At 33.7% G+C, this 17,591-nt stretch carries 17 protein-coding genes; 3 read left to right on the forward strand and 14 right to left on the reverse strand.

The features are described from left to right. Nucleotides 1-345, forward strand: a 345-nt coding sequence (locus K7G79_RS13370; protein ID WP_223552103.1) for an integrase core domain-containing protein, incomplete at its 5' end; no start/stop codon positions are given. Between the two features lie 8 nt (nucleotides 346-353). Here the strand turns inward: K7G79_RS13370 and K7G79_RS13375 are convergent. The 12 genes from K7G79_RS13375 to K7G79_RS13430 all read right to left on the reverse strand — a co-directional run bounded on the left by K7G79_RS13375 (nucleotide 354) and on the right by K7G79_RS13430 (nucleotide 13,362). Beyond that, nucleotides 354-974 (reverse strand): DDE-type integrase/transposase/recombinase, encoded by a 621-nt coding sequence (locus K7G79_RS13375; protein ID WP_223552104.1) that lies wholly within the window; start codon nucleotides 972-974, stop codon nucleotides 354-356. Between the two features lie 14 nt (nucleotides 975-988). Beyond that, nucleotides 989-1,336 carry a transposase gene (locus K7G79_RS13380; RefSeq protein WP_223552105.1) on the reverse strand — a complete coding sequence of 116 codons (348 nt, stop codon included), beginning with the start codon at nucleotides 1,334-1,336 and terminating at the stop codon, nucleotides 989-991. 179 nt (nucleotides 1,337-1,515) lie between these two features. Further along, on the reverse strand, nucleotides 1,516-2,157 hold the full coding sequence (locus tag K7G79_RS13385) for an HAD family phosphatase (protein ID WP_223552106.1): 642 nt from the start codon (nucleotides 2,155-2,157) through the stop codon (nucleotides 1,516-1,518). A gap of 83 nt (nucleotides 2,158-2,240) precedes the next feature. Beyond that, complete coding sequence (locus K7G79_RS13390; protein WP_223552107.1) at nucleotides 2,241-3,818, reverse strand: solute:sodium symporter family transporter; 1,578 nt, start codon at nucleotides 3,816-3,818, stop codon at nucleotides 2,241-2,243. Nucleotides 3,819-3,897: 79 nt separating this feature from the next. Beyond that, complete coding sequence (gene iolD, locus K7G79_RS13395) at nucleotides 3,898-5,775, reverse strand: 3D-(3,5/4)-trihydroxycyclohexane-1,2-dione acylhydrolase (decyclizing) (protein WP_223552108.1); 1,878 nt, start codon at nucleotides 5,773-5,775, stop codon at nucleotides 3,898-3,900. Nucleotides 5,776-5,824: 49 nt separating this feature from the next. Beyond that, on the reverse strand, nucleotides 5,825-6,859 hold the full coding sequence (gene iolG, locus K7G79_RS13400; protein ID WP_223552109.1) for an inositol 2-dehydrogenase: 1,035 nt from the start codon (nucleotides 6,857-6,859) through the stop codon (nucleotides 5,825-5,827). 14 nt (nucleotides 6,860-6,873) lie between these two features. Next, complete coding sequence (locus tag K7G79_RS13405; RefSeq protein WP_223552110.1) at nucleotides 6,874-7,779, reverse strand: TIM barrel protein; 906 nt, start codon at nucleotides 7,777-7,779, stop codon at nucleotides 6,874-6,876. A gap of 10 nt (nucleotides 7,780-7,789) precedes the next feature. Continuing rightward, complete coding sequence (locus K7G79_RS13410) at nucleotides 7,790-9,265, reverse strand: CoA-acylating methylmalonate-semialdehyde dehydrogenase (RefSeq protein ID WP_223552111.1); 1,476 nt, start codon at nucleotides 9,263-9,265, stop codon at nucleotides 7,790-7,792. Between the two features lie 86 nt (nucleotides 9,266-9,351). Further along, complete coding sequence (iolC, locus tag K7G79_RS13415) at nucleotides 9,352-10,365, reverse strand: 5-dehydro-2-deoxygluconokinase (protein ID WP_223552112.1); 1,014 nt, start codon at nucleotides 10,363-10,365, stop codon at nucleotides 9,352-9,354. Nucleotide 10,366: 1 nt separating this feature from the next. Continuing rightward, nucleotides 10,367-11,242: a 5-deoxy-glucuronate isomerase gene (gene iolB / locus K7G79_RS13420; RefSeq protein WP_223552113.1), complete on the reverse strand. Its 876-nt coding sequence runs from the start codon at nucleotides 11,240-11,242 to the stop codon at nucleotides 10,367-10,369. Nucleotides 11,243-11,256: 14 nt separating this feature from the next. Beyond that, nucleotides 11,257-12,195 (reverse strand): class II fructose-bisphosphate aldolase, encoded by a 939-nt coding sequence (locus tag K7G79_RS13425; RefSeq protein ID WP_223552114.1) that lies wholly within the window; start codon nucleotides 12,193-12,195, stop codon nucleotides 11,257-11,259. A 138-nt stretch (nucleotides 12,196-12,333) separates the two neighbouring features. Beyond that, on the reverse strand, nucleotides 12,334-13,362 hold the full coding sequence (locus K7G79_RS13430; protein ID WP_223552115.1) for a LacI family DNA-binding transcriptional regulator: 1,029 nt from the start codon (nucleotides 13,360-13,362) through the stop codon (nucleotides 12,334-12,336). 284 nt (nucleotides 13,363-13,646) lie between these two features. Here K7G79_RS13430 and K7G79_RS13435 point away from each other — a divergent pair, with 284 nt between their 5' ends. Both K7G79_RS13435 and K7G79_RS13440 read left to right on the forward strand, forming a co-directional pair. Then, complete coding sequence (locus K7G79_RS13435) at nucleotides 13,647-15,479, forward strand: alkaline phosphatase (RefSeq protein WP_223552116.1); 1,833 nt, start codon at nucleotides 13,647-13,649, stop codon at nucleotides 15,477-15,479. A 3-nt stretch (nucleotides 15,480-15,482) separates the two neighbouring features. Beyond that, nucleotides 15,483-16,346, forward strand: a complete 864-nt coding sequence (locus tag K7G79_RS13440; protein ID WP_223552117.1) for an endonuclease/exonuclease/phosphatase family protein — start codon at nucleotides 15,483-15,485, stop codon at nucleotides 16,344-16,346. A gap of 391 nt (nucleotides 16,347-16,737) precedes the next feature. On the opposite strand, the gene K7G79_RS14745 is transcribed toward K7G79_RS13440, so the two are convergent. Both K7G79_RS14745 and K7G79_RS13445 read right to left on the reverse strand, forming a co-directional pair. Continuing rightward, nucleotides 16,738-16,869 carry a hypothetical protein gene (locus K7G79_RS14745; RefSeq protein WP_255575995.1) on the reverse strand — a complete coding sequence of 44 codons (132 nt, stop codon included), beginning with the start codon at nucleotides 16,867-16,869 and terminating at the stop codon, nucleotides 16,738-16,740. Nucleotides 16,870-17,355: 486 nt separating this feature from the next. Further along, complete coding sequence (locus tag K7G79_RS13445; protein WP_223552118.1) at nucleotides 17,356-17,580, reverse strand: hypothetical protein; 225 nt, start codon at nucleotides 17,578-17,580, stop codon at nucleotides 17,356-17,358. Nucleotides 17,581-17,591: the final 11 nt, after the last annotated feature.

Consider the following 17,591-nt stretch of genomic DNA (forward strand, 5'->3'; position numbering starts at 1 on the left):
AAGAAAACAACTTTAACCCAGCCTTTGATTTTTCATTCCGACCGAGGGATACAATATGCCAGCCATAAGTTCACCTCTTTAATTAAAAGTTATAATGGCTTAGTAAACCAATCTATGAGCAGAAAAGGCAATTGCTGGGATAATGCTGTTGCAGAATCGTTCTTTAAATCATTAAAGGTAGAATGGGTTTATAGGCACAATTATAAGTTAAGATCTGAAGCGGAGTTATCCATCTTTGGATGGATAGAAACTTGGTACAATAATAAAAGAAGGCATTCCTTTTTAGGAAATAAAACTATAAGAGAATTTGAATTAGATATGTATAACCAGAAACTGGCAGCTTAGTCATTCAACTAAAAGTCCAATTTTTTGTTGCAAGTCCAGTTTAATACTTGTGCCTTTATTTGCGCTTGGTCTATGGTATGCATGACCTCTTCTGTTTTCATGGTGGAACAGAGTTTATAATGCACAATATAACGGCTGTAATCATCTAAAACGGTAGACAGGTAGTACCATCCCCAACCTACAATTTTAAAGTAAGTAAAGTCGGTTTGCCACATTTGATTAACAGCCGTGGTTTTATCTTTAAAGCTATCGGAAGCACTGGACATTCTAAAGGCTGGCACGGATATTAAACCATTGGCCTTTAAGATGCGGTACACACTGGATTCACTGATGTAATACTTATAGGTGTCGGTGATAAACCATGCCAGTTCCCTAGAGGACAGTTCAGGTTTTTCCAAAGCAAGCTCTACCACTTTATCCCTATCGGCTTCATTGATTTTGTTCCATGCTGTATTGGATTTAGAACGCTTTCTAACTAATCCACCATAACCTTTTTCTAAATAGGCATTATACCAATTATAGAATGTGGTCTTATTGATTTTAAGTTCTTTAAGGGTTCTGGTAACCCCTAATTCTGATTGTTCCACAAGGCGAATAATCTCGTATTTTTCACTTGGACTGTAATGCATGTACTTTCTCTTTTTTAAATGTCGCCATTTAAGTTTTTTTTCAATACCCTGTTCTCTAAGGAAAGTTCTGCCACCAGTTCTTTTAAGGAGCTATTCTCTTGTTTTAATTCATTGACCTCTGTAGTATTGGCTTCTCTCATGGTGTCCCCGCTTAAGCGTTTCTTGCCTGCTTCCATAAAATCCTTGGTCCACTTATAGTAAGTGCCATCAGTTATACCTTCCTTTCTACAAAGCTCTGCAATGGTGTATTCTCCCCGTATCCCTTCTATAACTATGCGTATTTTTTCTTCTGTGCTATAAAGTTTACGTGTCTTGCGTTTTACGGTTTTGATTAATGATTTTGCATTGTGTTCTCTGTTCATTGTAATGATTTTTAAGGTTAAAATTATAATCTTTTTTATCTCTTAAAAATCAACCTATAAAAGTTCACTTTTTGCTGACGTTAAACAAATTAATCTCTTAAAATTCTTAATATAGCGTTAGTAATCTACTATTTTCAACATAAAGAAAGAGGTTAGCAAAAACTACTGACCTCATCGATTTAATGACTTATTAATACATTAAGTTGATTCATATCATTAAAGACCATAGCTCCCATTTCAGTGAATTTCTTTTTATTATGCCCTTTAGTATATGCATAAGTATCAAACCCGCCGGAAATGGCTGATTCTACTCCATAGATACTATCTTCAATAACAACACATTCTTTTGGTTTAAAACCCATTTTTTTTGCCGCAAATAAATAAATTTCAGGTTCTGGCTTCCAACTCCCTATATCATAAGAACTGAATATGCGCTCTTCAGAAAATTTATGGATGAGATCAACCGTAGTCAGGTTAAGTATTATTTTATTTCTTGGTCCACTTGAAGCCACACAAAATGGTACTGTTAATTCGTTTATGACTTTGTCAATCCCTTTAATAGGTTTAAGATCTCTTTTAAAAGATTCAAAAGTTTTTTGCCTAAACTCTGTTACAAAATTAGCAGGAACCTTTTGGTTAATTCTGATTTCTATATATTCTATAATACTTCTAAGTGATTTCCCTGAAAACGTTTCAATAATAGTATTCCATTTAAGTGATAACCCTAAATTGTCTGCCATTTCTTGTAATACCATACAAGAAATAGCTTCACTATCCACTAATACGCCATCACAATCAAAAATGACACACTTATATTTCATGTGTTTATACTATTTTAGTTGTTACATAAAACATATATACAATCATTTCAAAGCACAATAAGTTTTTCACCTAAGAAGTTTCATCAATTTTGTCCTAAAAGAATATAAATCAAGAGCGTTACAGCGCAAAGTGCTATAGACATATGTTTGGTGTACTTCCATTCTTTCATATCCAAAATATGTAAATCTTTAGCTTTAAACTCTTTATCCTGTGGGTAAAAATAGGAAACTCCAAACATTACCAGCAAATTAAGAATGAATTCAATACCCCAAATATGAATAAAATGGATATCTGTTTTAAGGATAAAAGTTGTTGTTATGTAAAATGCTAGCCCAACAAACAAAGCTGCTTTGGCACCTGCGGCAGAAATCTTTTTAAGAAAGAAACCCGCTAACATTATGGAGGCTATTGGAATAAAGAAAATACCATTTAGTTGCTGGAGTAATTGATACAATCCATCTGGTGCGTTTGCCACCATTGGCGCTACCATAATGGCAAAAACGGCTAAAATTGTGGAAGTTAATTTACCAACCTTCACCAATTTTTTATCCGTGCTATTCTTTCCAAGGTGTCTTTTATATACATCAATACTGAAAATAGTTGCAGCACTGTTTAGTACACTATTAAATGTACTTAGTACAGCACCCATTACCACAGCGGCAAACAAACCAACTAAACCTACAGGTAAAACTTTTTTAATAAGTTCTGGGTAAATCATATCTTGTTTGTCAAAAAGGGAATCTCCGTAATAGTAAAAACCAATGACACCGGGTAAAATAATTATTATTGGAACTAGTATTTTTAAAACTCCAGTATATAGAAGCCCCTTTTGGGCTTCAACCAAATTCTTTGCTCCTAAAGCTCTTTGAATGATAGTTTGGTTCATACTCCAGAAGTAGAGTTGATTAATAATCAAACCTGTAAACAATACTCCAAAAGGCATTACAGAATCCTTAGCTCCAATAACATTAAACTTTTCAGGACTATGTTCATATACCTTTGTTAATCCTACCAATGGATTACCATCTCCAATACTTATAAGAGCAATTAAAGGTATGGTCAATCCTCCTATTAATAAACCATACCCATTGATTGTATCTGAAATAGCTACAGCCTTTAATCCTCCAAAAATAGCATAAATAGACCCTATTGCTCCAATTCCTATAACTGTAATCCATAGGCCTTGATCTTGAGATACTCCTAAAACTTCTGAAATATTAAAAATGCTTTCTAAATTAATAGCTCCTGTATACAACACTATTGGTAATAAGGTTACAACAAATGAAATCATTAAAAAAAGTGCAACTAATGTTCTAGTAGCATTATCAAAACGTTTTTCAAGATATTGCGGGATTGTTGTAAGTCCCATTTTCAAATATTTAGGCACAAAATATATAGCAGCTGCAACCAATGCTAATGCTGAGGTGACTTCCCAAGCTATAATGATGAAGCCATTTTTATATGAAGAACCATTCATTCCAATAAGATGCTCGGTAGAAATATTGGTAAGTAACATAGACCCTGCAATTACCACGCCTGTAAGACTACGCCCGCCTAAAAAATATCCATCCTGAGAATCTAACTTCTCATTTTTTAGTTTATACCATGAATAAATGGCAACAAAAGCAATAAAGCCTATAAAAGTTAAAGCAGTATACATGGCTAAATTATTTTTAATGTTATTGAAAATTAATAATTCGTGTTTTTTCTTGAAAGATATAGTTTCCTAGAAAACTACATTAGTAATAATATTTTTGCTTCTTTTTATGTTCCACAAAATCTTTAAAAGCTTTGTTCACAGTTTCCATTTCTGACACTTCAGAAATAGGAACTTCCCACCATCCATAACCATCAACACCTTGATATCTATCGCAAGTTGTATAAATAACTGTAGTTTTATTAATTTTTTTAGCTGCTTTTAGAGCTTCTGTTAAATCATTGTAATCTGAGCATTCAATAACATGAGCTCCTAAACTTCTGGCATTATCAGCCAGATTTATTGGTAAGATCGCTTCAGATACTACCTCATCACCTTCTATCTTTTGTGAATCAGGATTTCTGAATAAATATCTGGTACCATAACCTTCACTCCCTAAACTTCGTGAAAGTGCTCCAATACTTTTATAGCCATCATTATCTATTAAAACAATAGTCATTTTATATCCTTCTTGGATAGAACTTACAATCTCTTGTGAAAGCATTAAATAACTGCCATCACCAACCATCACATAAATTTCACGACTGGGGTCTGCCATCTTAGCGCCTAGACCGCCCGCAATTTCGTATCCCATACAGGAATATCCATATTCTAAATGGAAGCTCTTACTGCTTTTTGTTCTCCATAATTTATGTAAATCTCCTGGCAAACTTCCTGCTGCACACAAAACAACGTCATTATCATCAGCAAACTCATTCACTGCTCCAATGATTTCACCCTGACTCAAAAGATTATCATGTCTATAATTGTAAATTTCTGAAACTTTGGCTTCCCATGTTTGATTAAATTCTCTAACTCTGTTGCTATAATGATCACTTACTTGATAATCTTTAAGTAGCTCCAACAACTCTTCTAATGTTGCCTTAGCATCTCCTTGAAGCATTAAACCGCCATGTTTAGCGGCATCAAATTCTGTAACATTAATGTTTAAAAATTTGACATCTGGATTTTGAAAGGCCGTTTTTGAAGCGGTTGTGAAATCACTATAACGTGTTCCAAGTCCAATTACTAAATCTGCTTCTTCAGAAATTATATTGGCACCTGGTGTACCAGTAGCTCCAACCGCACCCAATTGATGTGGATCATCATATTTCAAAGCTCCTTTACCTGCAAAGGTCTCTGCTACTGGAATATTTGTTTGATAAACCAATGACTTTAAAACATCTAAAGCTTCACTATAGTGAGCTCCTCCGCCTGCTATTATCAATGGTTTTTTACTAGATTTAATAAGCTCTACTGCTTTTTTTAACTGAGATATATCTGGTCTCTGTCTGACTACCACCCATGTTTTTTTCTTGAAAAATTCTACTGGGAAATCGAAAGCTTCTGCTTGAACGTCTTGAGGTATTGCTAAAGTAACTGTTCCTGTCTCTGAAGGAGAAGTTAAAACTCTCATAACCTCTGGTAGTGCAAACAATATTTGTTCTGGTCTGTTAATTCTATCCCAGTATTTTGAAATTGGTTTAAAACAATCATTAACTGAAACATCCTGAGATTGAGATGATTCCAGTTGTTGTAACACTGGTGACACATTTCTTTTGGCAAAAATGTCTCCGGGTATTAAAAGTACAGGTAATCTATTTATTGTAGCTCCTGCTGCGGCAGTTAGCATATTTGTTGCTCCAGGACCTATAGATGTTGTACATATAAATGTACTCAACCTATTTTTCATCTTAGCATAAGCTGCTGAAGTATGAACCATAGACTGTTCGTTTCTACATTGGTAATATTTTAGATCATTTTGTTGTTGGATGGCTTGTCCCATTCCGGCTACATTTCCATGTCCTAAAATACCAAAACATCCTGCAAAAAATTTGTTTTCAATACCATCACGTTCTACATACTGCTGATTAAGGTATTTTATCACAGCTTGTGCTACAGTTAATCTTATTGTTTTCATTATTTCTAAACTAGTATTTTTAATATTTAAGAAAACTTCCTCAAAATATTTATTTTAACATTTGAATCTTTTGGAATTGGTTAATTTCAGACAATTTAACCGGTCTATTTTCCTTAAGAGACTTTATTGCTGCTAACCCTATTTTTAAAGATTGCAGTCCATCATTTCCACTAGCTGGGACTTCAGTTCCGTTTTTTAAACTCTTAATATAATCACTCATTTCAGTTTTATAAGCTTCTGCATAACGTTCTAAAAAGAAATGTAAAGGAAGAGATCCTTGACTTCCTTGACTAGTGAATAGTTGGTGCGAATCGTGTAAATTATTCTCTGCCTTAACCATTCCCTTAGACCCAAATACCTCAACTCTTTGGTCATATCCATAAGCTGCCTCTCTACTATTGTCTATAATAGCCATCGTTCCATCTGTATAGGTAAGCGTTATAACTGCAGTATCAATGTCTCCCACATCTCCAATAGCCGGATTAACAAGAACTGCTCCTCTTGCGTATACTTCATCTACCTCTTTGCTTACAATAAAACGCGCTATATCAAAATCATGAATAGTCATATCTAAAAACAGTCCTCCTGATTTTTCAATATAACTTACGGGAGGAGCCCCAGGATCTCGACTCGTAATTTTTACTAAATGGTGATCTCCTATAGCTCCTTCAGTAACAAGTGCTTTAACTTTTTTGAATTCCTTATCAAAACGTCTATTGAATCCTATCATTAACTTTACACCTGAACCTTCAACAACCTCTAATACTTCAACAACTCTCTGTAAAGAGAGGTCTAATGGTTTTTCGCAAAAAATATGTTTTCCCATTTTTGCGGCTATTTCTACATAATCAGCATGAGTATCAGTTGGAGAACAAACTACAACGACATCAATATCTGTTGACGATAACATTTCTTCATATGTAGATGTTACATTTAAAACGCCTTTTTCTTCGGCATACTTTCGTGATTCTTCCACAGGATCCATAGCAGCAACCACTTTTATACTATTCATTTGAAGTAAATTATCTAAATGAATTTTTCCAATTCTTCCAAGGCCCGCCAAGGCAAACTTTAATCTCTTCATTGGTGTCTTTTTATTTATAAACCTAAAGCTTTTATATAATCTCTATTTGATTGGGCACAAACTTTTGGATGCCCCATACATGGCAATATATCTTGTTCAACAACTATCCAATCGTCATATTTTAGTTGATGTAATAAATCTACAATTGCCTTAAAGTCAATCATTCCCTTCCCTAGTTCACAAAACACACCTCTTTTTATTGCATCAAAATAATCTCCATTAACGTCTCTTGATGATTTTGCTATTTCTGGACTAAAATCTTTAAAATGCACATGCCATATTCGATTAGAATAAAGCTTTAATGCTTCTACTGGGTCGCCTCCACCAAATGCATAATGTCCCATATCTAAACACAACCCTAACAAATTTGGGTCTGTTAACGATAATAATTTTTCAATCTCTTGAGGTGTTTCTACATATCCAGCGCAATGATGATGAAAAACTGTTCTTATACCAAAAGCATCCTTAACTGCCTTGGCAATTTTTTCTGCTCCTTGGGCATAATCTTTCCATTGGTCATCAGATAGTCCCATTTTAGGTTGTATCCTACCTGCATTTTGAGTTCGCTCTGATACCGAACCATTGTCATCTGCTAAAACAATAAACGCATCTTTACTGCCTGCTTTATACATTAATTCGGCGACCTTTAAAGCCATTAAAACTCCTTCATCATGTTTATTTACATTAGCAAGTGCAACAGGCACGAAGGCTCCTAACAACTCAAGGTTTCTTTTTTGAATTTCATCCCTGAGCTGATTTGGGTCTGTTGGCATAAAACCCCAATCTCCTAATTCTGTACCTATATACCCTGTTTCTTTAATTTCATTTAAAACCTGTTCAAAACCCATTTGCTTCGATTTTTCTTCCAAGTCAAACTCCAGGACTCCCCATGAACAAGGAGCATTTGCAATCTTGATCATTTTTCAGATATTAAAATTTACGTGACCAAATGTTTGGCCATCTTTCTATCACTACTTTTGTTTGAGTAAAAAACTCAATTGCATGTTTTCCTTGGCCGTGTAAGTCTCCAAAAAAGCTGTCTTTCCACCCGCTAAAAGGAAATTGCGCCATGGGTGCAGCTACCCCTATATTTATTCCAATATTTCCGGCATCTGCTTCATTTCTAAATTTCCTAGCGCTGGCACCACTACTAGTGAATAAACATGCCATATTTCCATAATTCCCACTATTTACAAATTGCAAAGCTTCTTCTATGTTGCTCATTGAAATAAGACTCATTACGGGACCAAATATTTCAGTTCTTATTAAATCTTTATCTAATGCCACATTTTCTAAGATTGTTGGAGAAAGAAAATTTCCGTTTTCATATCCTGAAACAGAGGTATTTCTACCATCTAATAATGGTGTTGCTCCTTCATCAATTCCTTTTTGAATCAAACCCGCAATTCTACTTTTACTTTCTGCTGTTATAACTGGCCCCATACTTATATTATCATCCCACCCATATCCTGTAGTTCTAGATTTAACTGTTTCGTATATAGAATCTTTAATTTCTCTTTTTTCATCACCAACAGTAATTATAGTTGAGGCGGCTAGACAGCGCTGGCCTGCACAACCGTATACTGAATCTGCAATAATATTAGATGACATTTCAATATCTGCATCTGGTAAAACTATTACAGGGTTCTTGGCGCCTCCTTGTGCCTGTACTCTTTTACCATTTGCTGTACCTTTAGAGTATATATATCTAGCAACTGCCGTGCTCCCCACAAAACTAACGGCTTTAATTGTTGGATGTTCTAGTATAGCGTCTACCGACTCTTTACCTCCATGAACCAAACTAATTAATCCTTTAGGAATATCTAATTGATCTAAAAGTTCAAAAATCTTCATCATTGTTAAAGGAACTTTCTCTGATGGTTTAACTATAAATGAATTTCCTGTTGCTATGGCATATGGTAAAAACCAAAAAACAATCATACTTGGAAAATTAAATGGTGTAATACAAGCTGTTACTCCAACAGGTTGCCTTATCATCATTTCATCAATACCAGTAGCGATATCTTCTATAACGTCTCCAGCCATTAACATGGGAGTGCCACAGGCTACTTCAATATTTTCTATTGCTCTTTGAATTTCTCCAAAAGATTCACCTTTTGTTTTTCCGGACTCATTGGTTATTATTTTAGCTATTTCAGCTTTATTCTCTTCAAAAAGAGATTTTAATTTATACAGCACTTGAACTCGCCTCATAACTGGAACTTTACTCCACTCCTTGTATGCCTTAAATGCAGTTTCTGTTGCTACTACAACATCCTTTGCTGTATCTTTACCGTAAGGTACTTTTGCCAAGACTTCCTGATTAGCTGGATTTAAAACTTCAATAGTGTTTACTGAAGCGCTATTTACCCAAGCTCCATTTATATAATTTTTTAATGTTTTCATTTTATTTTTACTTATCTCTTTTCTTAATTTATTTTTCTTATTTCATTTTGTATTGCTCTTAAAACTAACCTAGTTTTAATATGTTATTAAAAACCCCCTCGCTGTTTTATAAATTCTAAAGATTCTTCTAAATAGGGCATGAAATTAGCACAACCTTTTCTTGTTACAACTTGGGCTCCACTTGCGTTACCCATTCTACAAGATTTATATAAGTCCCACCCTTGTAATATTCCATACAAGAACCCACTTGCAAAAGCATCGCCTGCTCCTAAAACATTTAATACCTCAACAGGAAAACCAGGAACATCTTCTCTAGAACCATCTGCCTTATATATACTTGCTCCTTCTTCTCCTCTTTTTACAACTAAAACTTCTATACCTGAAGACAATAATTGTTCAATAGAAGCATCAATGTCACCTGTAATTTCGGGTGCTGAAATTTGTTGATCTTTAATTGTTACCTGTGAAGCACTACTCATTGTAGCAGCCAATATTTCTTCCTCTGTACCAATAGCTATTTTAACTTTAGGAAGAATGGCTCTTACTGTTAAACCAAATGCACGGTAATCATGCCATTGATCTGCACGAAAATCTAAATCTAATACAACATCTATATCATTTTTTTCTGCTATTTCAGTAGCAAAAAAAGTAGCACTTCTACTAGGCTCTATATTTAAAGCGGTTCCGTTAATCAATAATATTTTATAATCTTCGATTTGTGCGTCAATAACGTCGTCTATTGATACTTGACTATCGGCGGCATTATCCCTATAATAAACCAAAGGAAATTTATTTGGGGGTTCAATACCCAACACAACAGCACTACTTCTTGACTGATTTTTTGTAGGTATACAATGTGTATTGACTCCTTCGTTATTCAGAAAATTAACAATAAACTCTCCTACTTTATCATTTCCAACACCTGTTAATAAGCTTGCATTAACTCCTAATCTGGCACAACCCACTGCTATATTAAGTGGTGACCCACCAACAAAGGCGTCAAACCCTTTAATATCATTAAAAGGTGATCCTATATCTTGAGAATATAAATCAATTGAAGATCTTCCCATTGTAATTACATCATACTTTCTATCTGCCATATTACTTGTTATTCATTTCTGAGGTTACTAATGGTAACCTCTTATCTTTTGATTCCCAAGAATCATATATCCATTCATGGTCTGGGTCTGTTGTATTAGCTAAACACTGATCTGTACCTGCTAAAAAATTCAAGTAATAACAGTGAAACCCGTGTTCTGCCACAACAGGATGATATCCTTTTGGAATTAATACCACATCATTATGTCTTGGTCTTACTATCTCATCTAGAGATCTATCTTTTGTATACACCTGCTGGATGGCGTAGGCCTCAAGTTTTTCAAACTTATAGAAATAGGTTTCTTCTTGAATAGGTTCTAGTACATTTCCTTCTATATCAACTTTTCTTTCATCATGCTTATGCGCAGGAAAAGAACTCCAATTACCTGATGGCGTATATACTTCTCTACACACCAAACTATGACACCCAAACCCTGGTGGTACCAAATCATTAAATTGTCTCGTTGCATTATCTCCACCAAAAATAACAACCTGAGTATCCTCCGGCGTTACAAACTTAGCTGGAAAATCTTCTTGAGACTTACACCAACCATAAGCTATATCTAAAGTTGTACTTGTTGCTTCAAGTGAAAATTGTGAATTTCTTGGTAGATATAAAGTGTGAGCGACTCCACTAAAAACATCTTTTCGTCCGTTAACAGTTTCCCATTCACCTTGATTGCTAGACACCTTAAAATTTCCACCAAGTAATACGATCACCATTTCATTCTCACCAGTATTATGCTTCCATAATTCACCCAACTCCATTTCACGAGCCTCAAAGCTTAAATATTTCCATTGGGCAGTTTCTGGGGTTATTCTATGATACACCTTAGAATTTGTATTTGGTTTTTGTAATAAATGTGATTTGCTATTCATAAAATTAATATTCATTATATAAACTGAGCTGCCTTACCCGTTGCTCTTAGCAGATCAAATTTTTCCAACATAAATTGCTCATAAGCATCCATATATTCCTTTCCGGGAATAATAGGATCGAATAACTCAGGGGTATTCCAAAAAAATTCACGATTAACTCTAGCCCATAATATTCTGGTATCAGTAGCTATATTTATTTTACATACCCCATGCGAAATAGCCTTTTTAATCTCATTTGGAGAAACACCTGAAGCACCTTGACTTAAAGCTCCTCCACAAGCATTAATTCTATTAACATCTTCCTGATTTACTGCTGATCCTCCATGTAACACTATAGGGAAATTTGGAAGCCTTTGCTGTATTTCTTCTAAAATATTAAACTGAATTCCTTGGCCTCCAGAAAACTTATATGCACCATGACTTGTTCCAACGGCAACAGCCAAACTATCACAATTTGTACTTTCAACAAACTGTTCTACTTCATTGGGCTGGGTGTATTTTGCTGATTTCTCATCAATTGAAATATCATCTTCTACACCGCTTAACACACCTAATTCAGCTTCAACAAAAACATTATACTTATGCGCCTTATCAACTACAAGCTTAGTTCTTCTTACATTTTGTTGAAAATCATCATGAGAAGCATCAATCATAACCGAATTGTATTTTCCTGAATCAATAGCATCAAATGCATGAGATTCTGTACCATGATCTAAATGAATGGCATATTTCGCTTTATGATAAATTTTTGAAGCAGCTTCTATCATAGCCAACAACATATCTGGATGTGCATAATTTCTCGCTACAGGTGTCATTTGTACTAAAAATGGCGCATTAGCTTTTTCTCCAGCTCTAAACAAACCATGTATTTGCTCCATGGTAAATACATTTACAGCAGCAATAGCATAATTGCCATAACATTTTTCATAAAACTCCTTAGGAGATATTATCATCTACAAATTAAATTAATGGTTTTTACCCAATTATGGTAAGGTAAAAAAACAATAAAAAATCCGTAGTTACGGGGGGATCCGGTGGAAATCTCTATGCAAACGTTTGCACAAAAAGACTCATAAAAATGTCAAAAAGCACTAGAGTTTTTTAGAGGTTCCTCTTATAACTAATTCAGTTTTAAAAACCTCATAACGTAATTGTAGGTTTTCATCCTCTTTACGTTTTATATCTCCTAGTAAAATTCTAGCTGATAACATTCCCATACTGTATACTGGTTGCCAAACCGTAGAAAGTGCTGGAGTAAAATAGGTTGAATGGGGTTCATCATCAAATCCTATTATAGAAATATCTTCTGGAATTCTAAAATTAAGCTTCTTTGCTGTTCGCATAGCGGAAACCGCAAGCCGATCATTTACAGCAAAAATAGCATCTGGCACGTTATTAGATTTCAATAAAGATTCGGTGGGCTTAATACCGTGCTCATGTGTAAACCCTTGTGCGTATATTATATATTTGTCTAATATTGGTAAATTATTCTTTTTTAAAGCATCCAGATATCCTTGCAATCGATGATTATTAGTTGACAAATCTGATGCCCCAGTAATATGAGCAATTTTTTTACACCCAGTTTTAATAAGATATTCTACAGCTTCAAAAGCTCCCGAATAATCATCAACGAGTACCTTATGTGCATCTACTCCCTCACAATCTCTATCAAAAACCACTAAGGGAATATTATTTCTTTGTATTTTTTTAATATGATCAAAATTAAAAGTAGTTGAAGATGGTGCCACTAATATTCCTGCTATTTGAACTTTAGAAAGTTTTTCAACTATTCGTGATTCTTCTTCATAAGATTCATTTGAAATGCATATCATTATATTATATCCAGAAGAAACCAAGATGTCCTGAATCCCTGTCACCGCAGCTGAAAAAAAATAACCTGTAATATCTGGAACAATAATAGCTATAGTTGTAGAGGTCTGTTTCAAAAAGTTTAACGCCATTGTATTGGGGCGATAATTCAACTTTTCTGCCAATTCCCTTACTGCATCTTTAGTCTGCTGTTTCAAAGCTGGATGGTCTTGTAAGGCACGTGATACAGTAGAAGCTGACACATTGAGTTCCTTCGCAATATCCTTAATAGTAACTCGAGTTCTTTTCATATTTAAGTTATCATTTTAAATAACCATTTGACAAGTAACAAAAAAATCTTCAATTTAAAATTGAAAAAACAATTTACAATTTTTTATTTTTTCAAATATCAAATACATCAATATAAACTAAGCTTGATGTCTTTGTTGGTTTAAACTCTTTTTAATTCTATATTGATGCAAAGGTTTGCATAGGGTTATACATCTGTTTCCTTTGTTGTATGCTCAAAATATTGTTGTTTTGAGTTAGTGTTGATTTCTTTTAAGTCATTAAAAACCATTATTTATTTCATACTATGTTTACTAAAAACATCCTCTCAATACATAAAATCATTTTTTATCTTCTAATTTGTTCTATCCAATTTGGTTCTGCTCAGGAAGAATATTTTTCTAAATTTCAGATACATTCTCATAACGATTACCAACAAAGTGTTCCTTTCTGGAATGCCTATGCGAACGGGTTAACTTCAATTGAAGTTGATGTTTTTTTGGAGCATGATGTTTTATACGTTACCCATGACCAAGAGGATATTATAGAAAACCGAACGATTGAAAATTTATACTTACAACCCATAAAGGAAGTCATATCCTTAATGTATGGTAGTCAAGAAAAATTACAATTGTTGGTTGATATAAAATCCAAGGCTGAAAAAACCTTAGAAAAACTTGTCGTTGTCTTAAAAAATTATCCTGAAATTATTAATAATGAAAACATTAAAATTGTTATTTCAGGAAACCGTCCAAGCATTGAAAAATACCCTAATTATCCGAAGTTTATCCATTTCGATTATCAAAATTTAGAGTCTATAGAAGACACTAAAATTCTAGATAAAATTGCTCTAATCAGTTTAAATTTTAGAAAGTTCTCTGTTTGGAATGGAAAAGGCCGATTAACTGCCGACGATTATAAAAAGGTAAAATCGACAATCGATAAGGCGCATAGTTTTGGCAAACCATTCAGGTTTTGGGCTACTCCCGATTCTAAAAGTGCCTGGAAAGCTTTTAGAGATATGGGCGTTGATTTTATTAACACCGACATGCCTAACAAAGCTTCAATTTATTTAGAAACTCTAAACGACCGCATATATTACAACAAACTTAGGTCCGAGGTTTATACACCAACATTTAATTCTGATAAAAAGAATACGCCAATTAAAAATGTCATTTTATTAATAGGTGATGGAAACGGACTTAACCAAATCTCTTCATCAGTTTTTGCCAATGGAGGAAGCTTAACACTTACCCAATTAAAAAGTATTGGCTTTATTAAAACCCAATCTGCCGATGATTTTACAACCGATTCTGCTGCTGCTGGCACCGCTCTTGCTACAGGTTCAAAAACAAATAATAGAGCAATAGGCATGGATACTTTAGGCAATCCCTTAACCAATATCACTGAGTTACTAGACCAATATGATTTTGTTTCTGGTTGTATCACTACAGATGAAATTACTGGAGCGACACCAGCCTCATTTTACGCCCATAGAAAAGACCGATCGGAAAAAGAGGGTATTGCACGCGATCTTTTAAAGAGCAAACTATCCTTGTTTATTGGTGGTGGATCTAAAACATTTGAAAATAAAGGAATAGCAAATCACTTTTCGATATTGGAAGACATAAGCCTTTTATCAAAAAATACAGATGATAAAGTAGGTTATTTTATTTCTGAAGAATCAGTTCCCAGTGTTTTAAAAGGACGTGGCGATATACTTTCTGAAGCTACCAAAAACGGGTTAGAATTTTTGAATAATAAAAACAAACCATTTTTTCTAATGGTTGAAGGCGCACAAATAGATTGGAATGGCCACACTAAAAATATAGCAGGTATTATTACTGAAGGTATTGACTTTGACAAAGCCATTACTGAAGCCATAAAATTTGCCGATAAAGAAGGGAACACTTTAGTTGTTGTAACGGCAGATCATGAAACTGGAGGGCTTAGTTTGCCACAAGGGGATCTGTCAAATAAAATGATTGAAGGCGATTTTACAACTTTCGACCATACTGGAACAATGGTTCCAGTATTTGCCTATGGACCTCATTCTGAAGAGTTTCAAGGTGTGTATGAAAACAGTGAATTGCTTTGGAAAATAATAAAAGTACTTTCAATTAATCTTAATAAAAAATAGTTCATGAAAAAATGTATTACAATATTATTCTTGCTAATATTGGTCTTTTCTTCAGTTTCATGCAGTGATAAGACCAGTAACCCTATTAATGCTATGTCGTTCAATATTAGATATGATAATCCAGAAGACGGTCCACAAAATTGGCATAATAGAAAAGAAAATGTTGTCCGTATGATTAATTTCCATGACTTGGATATTATTGGCATGCAAGAGGTTTTGATTGGTCAATTAAATTACCTGAAATCCCATTTAAAACAATACAACACAGTAGGTGTAGGACGTGAAGATGGCAAGCAAAAAGGAGAATACGCTCCTATTTTCTTTAATAAAAACAGATATACCAAAATAAAAAGTGGGACTTTTTGGTTAAGCGAAACACCTCATAAAGTAAGTAAAGGTTGGGATGCAGCTTTAGAAAGAATTGCAACCTGGGTAATACTTAAAGATAAAATATCTGGTGAAGAATTAATTTTTATGAATACTCATTTTGATCATATTGGTAAACAAGCTCGTGTTGAAAGCGCCAAACTTTTAAAACAAAAGGCTATTGAATTGGCCGGAGATCTTCCTTTAATCTTAACCGGAGATTTTAATCTTTCTCCAAAATCTGACGGTATACAAACCATAATTGAGCCTAATGATAAGAACACCTTATATAATTCCAGTAGTATTGCAACCCATACTTATGGTCCAGATTGGACTACATGTGGTTTTGACAACAGACCATTTGAAAAACGCATAGTAATTGACTATATTTTTGTGAAAAATATTGAAAAAATAAATAAATATGCCGTTTTTTCTGAAACACTAAATGATATTTTCTTATCTGATCATTGTCCCGTTTTTGCTCAAGTTGAATTACAATGATATTCAACAACTATAATTAGGATTATTTTAGGAATAAAGTATTTAGGAACTCAAGTTATATAGTTCACGGAATTTTTGAAGTAAATAGAAATTGGTCAAGTGAAATTAACTTATAACGTGAAAATGAATCAAATAACAAAATCAATACCTGAAAAGCAAATATTGGCTTCTTCAACAACCCCTTTTACACACTTTTCAAACCCTCTATATCCTATTTTCAGGGACAGAATTTCACACTGTTTTTCTGTTCAACAAGGTTTCTTTCAGTCTCTTTGCATCTCTAACTCCAAAAAAACAAATCATTTGCTCGGAACCTAGATGTTTTTGAGCATATATTTTTAAGTTCTTCCAGTCCTCAATTGTTTTATAACTCAATCTCGTTTACTCTCATTTAAACATTATCATCCTGAACGAGGTGTATAAAAGGAATCCATGTCGGATGTGTATCAATCCAAATAACACCTGATCGTACGTCTGGGTTTAAGCCTTGAGTACAGTAGAACACATAAACATTTTTGGCCATGGGTTTTTTATTTCACAGAATATCAATTAAACTTTTAAATAGTACTAAGATGTGGTTCGATAATAGGTCAATTTCTGTACAGAATAAAACCTCAACTTATTTGTAGTTAAATAGTTGAGATTTTTAGTCTATATTCTAGTCAACATTTAGTCAACCAATCCTATATTCATTTAAACCATTCTAAATTATTTTAAACAGTTATAGGCCCTTAACAAATCTGATGAAGTATTTAAAGTGTTGATGACAAGCAATGTTTATAGGCCTTAAGAGCGTATGAGAAATTGAACTGCTTTTATTCCCACCTTGAGTACAGAAAAAATCCGTGACTAATTATTAATTAATAAGTTGCGGATTTCTTGTTTATATAACTCTACGGTTTTTGTACTTTTAAACAATTCTTTTTTAGTGAAACTATACTATAATAAAAAGTCTACCATCTCTTATATAATTTAAAAAGATAACCGCAAAAAAAGAATTAAGGCTGTCTCAAACTGGGGGCAAAAATAATGGTTTCTCAGCAAGATGATTTTGGCAAAATTTGTTTATATAATATTCAGTAGATTCGATTAATTCCTTTTTTGTTTTTAAATCTATGTAGATGACATTTAGAAATTTACTAGCTACTTCTAATGCCTCTTCAATTGTTATATCTTCTTGTTTAATAAACTCTAACCATTCATTATAACTGCCTATTATTATTTCCTTCTTCATGACAATTAAAC

Source organism: Aestuariivivens sp. NBU2969 (assembly GCF_019931125.1).
GTDB lineage: Bacteria > Bacteroidota > Bacteroidia > Flavobacteriales > Flavobacteriaceae > Aestuariivivens > Aestuariivivens marinum.